The organism is Nostocoides australiense Ben110, assembly GCF_001050535.1.
GTDB classification, from domain to species: domain Bacteria; phylum Actinomycetota; class Actinomycetes; order Actinomycetales; family Dermatophilaceae; genus Nostocoides_A; species Nostocoides_A australiense.
Genome location: NZ_HG764815.1, coordinates 3,668,532 through 3,677,049, shown reverse-complemented (window position 1 = coordinate 3,677,049; position 8,518 = coordinate 3,668,532). Strand labels below are relative to the sequence as shown.

The window sequence follows — 8,518 nt, the reverse complement described above, 5'->3', positions numbered from 1 at the left end:
TGCCCCCCCGCCGTGACGGCGGCCCTGGGGTCGGCGCTGGGGGCGGCCGGTGACGCAGTGGCTGATGCCGGGGCTGGCGTGCTGGTGGCCGTCGACGAGGTGGCCGCCTCGGTGCTGGAGAGGGACGCCGCAGGCGAGGACGACGACGTCGCGGCACGAGTCGGGGCGCGTTCGTGGTGCGGGGTGACGGTGACCGTCCGGGTCGCCGGGGGAGCGGGCGGCGCCGGCCTCGACGCGGTTGTGGTGACCGTGACCGTCGCGGTCACGGTGGCGGCAGTCGGCGCAGGCGTGGTCGTGGTCGGCGTCGTGGTCTGCGAGGGTGTGCCGCTCGTCGGCGGGCTGGACGTGCTCGACGAGCTGGACGTGCTCGACGACGAGGGTGAGTCTGAGCAGTCGCCGGCGGCGTCGGTCGCCAGATCGACGGAGGCGTCCAGCAGCCCGTCGGGGCCGAAGCTCAGGACCGCTTGAGCGGTCGCCCGGCGCTCCTGATCGTCGGCCACAGCCCCGCCGCCCTCGGCCACGAGCGCGTCATACCCGGCCTGGTCGTAGGCCACGGCGGCCCGCACGGATTCCGGTGCGTCACAGCCGAGTTGGAGACCGCCGAGGTAGTCGTTCGCCAGCGCCCATTCCGCCTCTCGCCCCCCGAGCCGGAAGGCCAGACCGGCCAGGCCCGTGCTGTTGCTGTTGACCCCCGTGGCGCCCGTGCCGCCGCCGAGACCGCCGGCCGAGGTCTGTGCGCCGGAGAGGTAGTCGAGCGCGGATGCCGCCTCGGCCTCGCGGCCACCGGCTCCGAGCAGGGCCGCCACGGCGAGCGAGGTGGCATCCGGATCGCTGACGCAGGGGTCAGTGCCGGGCACCATCCGCAAGCCGCCGTCCGGACATTGTTGGGCCACAAGGAAGTTCACTGCCTTCTCGGATGCCCCGCCGCCGGCGCGAGTCATCGCCAGCACACCTAAGGCCTGAGTGAAGGTGTTGCTCGTGTCGCCGTATGCCGTCCGGTCGGCATACCGTCCATCGGCCCCTTCCAGCCCACCCAGGTCCGCGACGAGATCGTGCCCGCCGAACGCGCGCACGTCGCGACCCGTCGCGGCGGCGAGGAGCATCGACTTGGCGACCGGCCCGGCATACAGCTCGGTGGCGCCGAATGTGGGACCGAGGTAGTCGTCGAGGTTCGCCGCGACGGCGTCGCTCGAGCGCTCCACCTGCGTCTTGCCGGAGCGGACGACGAGCATCCCCAACAGCGCGTCCATCGTGACGCCGATGTCGTCCTGGTCGGTGCCGGGGTAGTCGAGCACGTCACCGGACGCAGCCAGTTCACGCGCCAGGAACGCTGCCGCGTCGGATGCGCCGGCGCTCGGATCCGCCACAGCTCCCGGCGCCGCCGCGATCGTCAGGGCACACGCCAGCGCCACCGCGGACGCGGCAACAGTCAGGGGAGGGCGATGCACGATGACTCCGGCTCCTCGCGCGATACGTGAGCCGGTCCTGCCCGGCCCTGCGTACCGCATGCCTCGGCGGTGGACAGGACGACCGCAGCGGACGAGGCATTCCGGCTTGCCACCCGGTGTGGGCGGCCTACGGCTGCGGGTCAGCGCCGGACTTCGACCGGCTTCCCCTCGCACGTGCGGGGCACCGCGAAAGCGGCACCGAGTCAAGTCTAGCCTCCGGCGCGGGCCTCGACGACGAGGCCGGCGCCTGGCACGGTGCTGGAGGTCACACGGGCGATCCGACAGGGATGCGACGGTGAGGACGTCAGCGCTGTCTGTCCACAGGCCACGTCATGCATCTGGGGTGGCCGGGCCGGCGGCCACGCGGCGGCCACGGCGGCGGAAGCGACGTGTCCAGCGGCCGAGGTGGTGCTCCGGCTCGGACTTGAGGGGGCGCTCGGCGAAGAAGGAGCGCAGATCGGCCATGTCCCGGCCTTCGTAGAGCACGGCATACACCATGCCGCACAGCGGCATCTCCACCCCGGCCCGCTCGGCGAGCGCCTTGACCGACTTGGCGTTCAGCACGCCCTCGGCCACCTGCCCGAGCTCGGCCTGCACCTCGTCGAGCCGGCGGCCCTGACCGAGCCCGAAACCCACCCGGTAGTTGCGCGACTTGACCGAGCTGCAGGTCAGCACGAGATCGCCCACCCCCGCCAGCCCTAGCAAGGTGAGCGGGTTCGCCCCCCGGGCCACGGCGAGCCGGGTGATCTCCGCGAGCCCCCGGGTGATCGTCGCGGCCCGGGTGTTGGCGTCATACCCCAATCCGTCGCCGGCGCCGCAGGCGATCGCGATGACGTTCTTGGCACAGCCGGCGATCTCGACGCCGACGACATCGTCGGACACGTAGGGCCGTAGGAAGGGGGTGTGGAAGGCGCGCTGCACCTGGGAGGTCACCTCAGCGTCCTCGCCGGCGATGGTGACCGCCGTCGGGAACTCCCGCGCCACCTCCACTGCGAAGGACGGCCCCGACAGGAACGTCAGCCGCGAGTGCAGGCGCTGCGGCAGGACGTCCTGGAGGACCTCGCTCATCGTCATCAGGGTGTCGACCTCGATGCCCTTGGTCACCGAGCACAACAGTGCCTTGTCCCGGATCAGCGGGGCCGCCTGCGTGCCCACGGAGCGCATCGCCTGAGAGGGCACGGCGAACACCACCAGCTGGGCGCGGGCGAGCGCCGCCTTGAGTTCGGGCTCTCCGTGCATGGATGACGGCAGGGTGATGCCGGGCAGGTAGCGGGTATTCTCGTGCGCCGTAATCGACTGCAGCACAGGCATATCGATGTCCCACATGGCCACGTCGTAGCCCTTGGTCGCCAGGGCATAACCCAGAGCTGTTCCCCAGGAGCCCGCACCGAGCACCGCTACACGCACGCCAATCTCCTTAGGGCCGGTCGCGCAATGCTAACCGCGTCCGTTAATGTCGCGCGGCATGGACGAGGCCGCGGTCGAGCGTGTCCTGCGCGTCGTCGAGCTGATCCCGCGAGGCGAGATCGCGGCATACGGCGAGGTCGGTCAGATCGCCGGCGTCGGTCCCCGCCAGGTGGGGGCGATCATGAGCCGGTATGGCGGTGGGGTCGCCTGGTGGCGCGTCACCAACGCCTACGGCGACCCGCCCACGCATCTGCGCGACGAGGCCTTCGCGCACTGGCGCGAGGAGGGGATCGCGATCAAACCCAACGGACTGGGGTGCCGGATCGCCGAGTTCGGCACCGACCAGCGGGTCTTGGAGCAGCGGTATGCCGTCCACTCGCCTCCTCCCGCCGGCTAGGGGAAGTCTCGGCGCATGACCAGGCGGCGGGGAAACGGGTGCGCCACCTCCACCAGGCCCGCCGCGGCGTACATCTGCGGGGTGCCGGGGTGGATCTCGTCCCACGTGATCCGCGCGCCCGGCGTCGTCAGGATGGGATAGGCCTCGACCGCGGCAGCGCGGCCCGCTCGGGCATGCTCGACCGCGGCCGCTGCCAACGCGTCGGCGATTCCCTTGCCGCGGAAGCCGGTTCGCGTGAAGACACACGTGATGGCCCAGATGCTCGGGTCGCTCTTGTCTTCAGTGCGCCCGGCCCACGGCACCTTCTGATTGCGTGCCATCCCGTGGTAGTTCGCTCGCGGCTCGACGGCGCACCAGCCCACGGGCTCTCCGTCGAGATACGCGAGCAGCCCGCTCGTCGCCTCGGCGTCCGGGTCGCCCGCCGCCGTCTGCTCCTCCAGCCGCCGGCGCCGTTCCTCGACGGGGAACTTGCCGAACGCCTCGCCGCGGGCGAGTTTGTAACGCTGGCACTGGCAATCGCATGCCGAACCTCTGGTCCCGAACACGACCTGGATGTCCCCTGGAGTTGTCTCGTTAGCCGGCCGGATCGTCACGTCACCCATAGCGCCCCACGCTAGGGGCAATCCCGGACGGAAAACGTCCCGCAAATACGCGTGCGGACCCACCCGGGCCGGCAGGTAAACTCGGCACCACAGGCGTTCGAGCCGTCATCAGCGGCGAGCCTCCGGAAGAACGGCGAGGCGGCGGCATACCGCCCTCTTGCTCACTAGACCCGGACGGGAGTGGCCCGTCACAGCCGGCACGAGCGGTCGTATGCCGTGTCCCCGCGAGGGTGCGCGACCTGCGGCAAGCGAGGTGGTACCGCGGTGGCGGCCCCGACCGGGGCCGGCGTCGTCCTCGTGACCGGACCACAACCGGCCTCACGAGGGCCGGCCGAGCATGGAGCACCGCATACCGATGGCCTATCCCAAGGCGAGCACCACCGGTGCCGGCGCCGTCCCCGCCAGCCCCCGCTTCCCGGCGATCGAGGAAGCCGTGCTGAAATACTGGGACGCGGACGGGACCTTCCAGGCCTCCATCGAGAACCGCCCGGCCGGCCAGAACGGAGACAACGAGTTCGTCTTCTACGATGGCCCGCCCTTCGCCAACGGCCTGCCGCACTACGGGCACCTGCTCACCGGCTATGTCAAGGACATCGTGCCGCGCTACAAGACCATGCGCGGGATGCGCGTCGAGCGCCGCTTCGGCTGGGACACCCACGGGCTGCCGGCCGAGCTCGAGGCGATGAGCCAGCTCGGCATCAAGACCAAGGACGAGATTCTCGACCTCGGCATCGAGGCCTTCAACGCCAAGTGCCGCGAATCGGTCATGAAATACACCCACGAGTGGCAGGACTATGTCACCCGCCAGGCCCGATGGGTCGACTTCGACAACGACTACAAGACGCTCAACCCGACCTTCATGGAGTCGGTGCTGTGGGCTTTCAAGTCGTTGTACGACAAGGGATATGTCTACGAGGGCTTCCGTATCCTGCCCTACTGCTGGAACGACCAGACTCCGCTGTCCAACCACGAATTGCGCATGGACGACGAGGTCTACAAGATCCGCAAGGACCCGGCGGTCACCGTCGGCTATCGCCTGGCCAGTGGGCCGTATGCCGGCGCCCTCGCCCTGATCTGGACGACGACCCCGTGGACGCTCCCGTCGAATATGGGCATCGCCGTCGGGCCCGACGTCGACTATGTCGTCGTCGAGTCGGAGGCGACCGGCCGCACCGAGCGCTATGTGCTGGCCGCCGCCCGCCTCGCCTCTTACGCCAACGATCTGTGGCCCGGCAAGGCCGATCACGCTGTGGCGACTCGCAAGGACCCCAGCAGCCGGATCGTGGCTCGCCTCAAGGGTTCTGACCTGGTCGGCTCGACCTACACCCCGCCCTTCCCCTACTACGTCGGCTACGCGGGCGCCCACCAGGTGCTGGGGGAGGACTTCGTCACGACCGAGGACGGCACGGGTATCGTGCACATGTCGCCCGGCTACGGCGAGGAGGACAAGGCAGCGCTGGACAAGGTCGGCGTCGAGACGGTGCTGACGGTGGGACCGGACGGCACCTTCATCTTCCCGGTCACCGCCTACGAAGGCGTGCACGTCTTCGACGCCAACCCGCTCATCACCGAACACCTCAAGGCTCGCACGTTCGTGGATGGCGCTGGGGAAGAGGCCGATCCGGGTCCCGTCACCGAGGGCACCGTGCTGCTGCGCAAGGAGACCTACGAACACTCCTATCCGCACTGCTGGCGCTGCAAGCAGCCGCTGCTCTATATGGCTGTCTCGTCCTGGTTCGTCGAGGTGACGAAGTTCAAGCAGCGGATGATGGAGCTGAACCAGGAGATCGACTGGACCCCCGACAACGTCAAGGACGGCCAGTTCGGCAAGTGGCTCGAGAATGCCCGAGACTGGTCGATCTCGCGGAATCGCTTCTGGGGCAGCCCGATTCCCGTGTGGCGCTCGGACAACCCCGAGTATCCGCGGCTCGACGTCTATGGCTCCTTCGCCGAGCTCGAAGCAGACTTCGGGGTGCTCCCGCGCAACGAGAAGGGCGAGCCGGATCTGCACCGGCCGTTCATCGACGAGCTGACCCGGCCCAACCCGGACGACCCGACCGGACAGTCGACGATGCGGCGCGTCGAGGACGTGCTGGATGTCTGGTTCGACTCCGGCTCGATGAGTTTCGCCCAGGTGCACTATCCGTTCGAGAACCGGGAGTGGTTCGAGCATCACTTCCCGGGTGACTTCATCGTCGAGTACATCGGGCAGACCCGCGGCTGGTTCTACACGCTGCACATCCTCGCCACAGCGCTCTTCGACCGGCCGGCGTTCCAGTCGTGCATCAGCCACGGCATCGTGCTCGGCGACGACGGCCAGAAGATGAGCAAGTCGCTGCGCAATTACCCGGACGTCTCGGAGGTCTTCGATCGCGACGGCGCCGATGCGATGCGTTGGTTCCTCATGGCGAGCCCGATCCTGCGCGGCGGCAACCTGATCGTCACCGAGGAGGGCATCCGCGCGGGCGTGCGCCAGGCGCTGATCCCGCTGTGGAACGCGTGGTACTTCTTCGCCCTCTACGCCGGGGCCGCCGGCTATGACGCCCAGTGGCGGACCGATTCCACCGACGGCCTCGACCGCTACATCCTCGCGAAGCTGCGGGAGTACGTCGCGGATTCCGGTGCGGCACAAGACGTCTACGACATCCCGCGCGCGTGCGAACTGACGCGCACCTTCCTCGACGTGCTCAGCAACTGGTACATCCGCCGCTCGCGCGATCGGTTCTGGGCCGCCGGTGGCACGGTGACGCAGTCGAGCAAGGACGCCTTCGACACCCTCTACACGGTGCTGGAGGTGGTATGCCGTGTCGCCGCCCCCTTGCTGCCGCTCGTGACCGAGGAGATCTGGCGCGGGTTGACGGGCGGGCGCTCGGTGCACCTGACCGACTGGCCCAACATCAATGACCTGCCCGAGGACCACACCCTCGTCGCGGCCATGGACCGGGTCCAGACCGTGTGCTCGGTGGGCTCGTCGCTGCGCAAGGCCGAGCGGCTGCGCACCCGGCTGCCCCTGTCATCACTGACCGTCGTGACCGCGGATGCCGCTGCGCTGCGGCCCTTCTCGGCCGTCATCGCCGACGAGCTCAATGTCAAGTCGGTAGACGTTCGCGCTGTCTCCGACGCACACCAGTCCGACTTCGGCATCAGCCAGAAGCTGACCGTCAACGCCCGTGCCGCCGGCCCGCGGCTCGGCAAGGACGTGCAGGTGGCCATCAAGGGTAGCAAGAGCGGCGACTGGTCCATCGGCGACGACGGCACGGTTATCGCGGGCGGGCTGCCGCTGGTCGAGGGGGAGTACGCCCTCGAGACCGTTGTCGACACCGACGGCGGCGGCAGCGTCGCAACGGGTTTGCTTCCCGGCGGCGGATTCGTCGTCCTCGACACCGACGTTACGCTGGAATTGGAGCTCGAGGGCGTGGCCCGCGACCTGATCCGAGCCGTCCAGGGCGCCCGGCGCGATGCCGGCCTGGACGTCTCCGACCGCATCGCCCTGCTCGTGACGGGCGGCGACTTCGTCAATCGCGCGATGGAGGAACACCGCGACCTGATCAAGGGCGAGACCCTGACGAGCATTCTGGAGATGTCCGGCGATCTCGACGCCCTGACGCCCGGGAACCCGGGCGTGGTCGAGGCAACCGTCGGTGACCGCTACCCCGTGCGACTTCTCATCCGCCGCTGATGATCCGAGCACGGATCGGCCGTGAAATGCGGCTGATTGATAGCATCCGGCCAACGTAGACGGGGAGAGGCCGCACATGGTGAGCAGCACGCCCGAAGTGCGGCAGCTCAATCGCGAGCGGATCCGCAGAGAGTTGCACGTTCGCAAGACGTGCACCAAGGCCGAGATGGCGGCGTGGACGGGCCTGAGCGTCTCGACGTGCAACACCATCCTGAACGAGATGCGCGCCGACGGCGAGATCATCCGCACGTCCCAGGAGGACGGCTATGTCGGCCGTCCGGCAAGCCGCTTCGAATACAACGCGGACTACCTCCATGTCCTGGTCGTCTATGTCGTCACCGAGCACGGTGAGAACACCGTGGCGTTCGCGGTGGCGGACGCCCTCGGGCAGGTTCGTCTGAGCGAACAACGTCATCCGGACGCCATCACCTATTCCGTCATCGAGGAGCTGATCGCGGAGCAACTGGCGACCGACGAACTGATCCGCGGCATAGCCCTCGGCATCCCCGGAGTGGCACGTGACGGCGTCGTCGAAGACTGCGATGTCGATGCTCTGGTCGTCATCGCCGACCCCTTGAACTCGCCAAGCTCACCCGGCAGATCTTCCCAAGCTGCGAGAAGATCCGACTGGCCAATACGGGTTCCGAGGCGACGCAAGCAGCCATCAGGCTGGCGCGGGCCTTCACCGGCCGGGACAAGGTACTGCGCTTCGACGGGCACTCGAGCACGCCGTGCGTAAGTCCGCCGGCCAGCTCGCCGCCGTCATCCTGGAGCCGATCAGCTACAACTGCGGCTGCCTCGAAGCGCGCGAGAAGTTTCTGGCGGCAGTGCGTGAGATCTACACGCGCGAAGGGATCGTGTTGATCTTCGCCGAAGTCATCTGCGGCTTGCGGATGAGCCCCGGCAGCGCCCAGTCCAGATTCGGCGTCATACCCGACCTGACCACCGCCGCGAAAGCCATCGGCGGGGGGGGGGGGGGGGGGGG

General features: G+C 68.8%; 7 protein-coding genes and 1 riboswitch. Of the genes, 4 read left to right on the top strand and 3 right to left on the bottom strand.

All coding sequences use genetic code 11. The features are described 5' to 3' along the window. The coding region (locus BN11_RS18020) for a prenyltransferase/squalene oxidase repeat-containing protein (RefSeq protein ID WP_162213286.1) at positions 1-1,448 on the bottom strand (1,448 nt) is incomplete at its 3' end. A gap of 95 nt (positions 1,449-1,543) precedes the next feature. Continuing rightward, positions 1,544-1,615, bottom strand: a riboswitch (cobalamin riboswitch). A 163-nt stretch (positions 1,616-1,778) separates the two neighbouring features. Beyond that, a complete protein-coding gene (locus tag BN11_RS18015; protein WP_083433862.1) occupies positions 1,779-2,855 on the bottom strand; it encodes an NAD(P)H-dependent glycerol-3-phosphate dehydrogenase in 1,077 nt (358 codons plus the stop codon). Positions 2,856-2,913: 58 nt separating this feature from the next. On the opposite strand from BN11_RS18015, the gene BN11_RS18010 reads away from it, so the two are divergent. Then, on the top strand, positions 2,914-3,252 hold the full coding sequence (locus BN11_RS18010) for an MGMT family protein (protein ID WP_048699668.1): 339 nt from the start codon (positions 2,914-2,916) through the stop codon (positions 3,250-3,252). Here the strand turns inward: BN11_RS18010 and BN11_RS18005 are convergent. Next, positions 3,249-3,854: a GNAT family N-acetyltransferase gene (locus tag BN11_RS18005; RefSeq protein ID WP_048699667.1), complete on the bottom strand. Its 606-nt coding sequence runs from the start codon at positions 3,852-3,854 to the stop codon at positions 3,249-3,251. The genes BN11_RS18010 and BN11_RS18005 overlap by 4 nt on opposite strands. Before the next feature lie 355 nt (positions 3,855-4,209). On the opposite strand from BN11_RS18005, the gene ileS reads away from it, so the two are divergent. From ileS to BN11_RS17990, 3 genes are all read left to right on the top strand, one after another. After that, positions 4,210-7,533 carry an isoleucine--tRNA ligase gene (gene ileS / locus BN11_RS18000; protein ID WP_048701915.1) on the top strand — a complete coding sequence of 1,108 codons (3,324 nt, stop codon included), beginning with the start codon at positions 4,210-4,212 and terminating at the stop codon, positions 7,531-7,533. 76 nt (positions 7,534-7,609) lie between these two features. Continuing rightward, on the top strand, positions 7,610-8,272 hold the full coding sequence (locus BN11_RS24295; protein WP_048699666.1) for a hypothetical protein: 663 nt from the start codon (positions 7,610-7,612) through the stop codon (positions 8,270-8,272). Further along, positions 8,265-8,518: aminotransferase class III-fold pyridoxal phosphate-dependent enzyme (locus tag BN11_RS17990; RefSeq protein WP_048699665.1), on the top strand; the 254-nt coding region annotated here is incomplete at its 3' end. The genes BN11_RS24295 and BN11_RS17990, both read left to right, overlap by 8 nt.

What these genes read in the sequence shown, in the direction of transcription:
- BN11_RS24295 (WP_048699666.1), top strand. Translation starts at nt 7,610, where the DNA reads ATGGTGAGCAGCACGCCCGAAGTGCGGCAGCTCAATCGCGAGCGGATC.
- BN11_RS18010 (WP_048699668.1), top strand. Translation starts at nt 2,914, where the DNA reads ATGGACGAGGCCGCGGTCGAGCGTGTCCTGCGCGTCGTCGAGCTGATC.
- ileS (WP_048701915.1), top strand. Translation starts at nt 4,210, where the DNA reads ATGGCCTATCCCAAGGCGAGCACCACCGGTGCCGGCGCCGTCCCCGCC.
- BN11_RS18005 (WP_048699667.1), bottom strand. Translation starts at nt 3,854, where the DNA reads ATGGGTGACGTGACGATCCGGCCGGCTAACGAGACAACTCCAGGGGAC.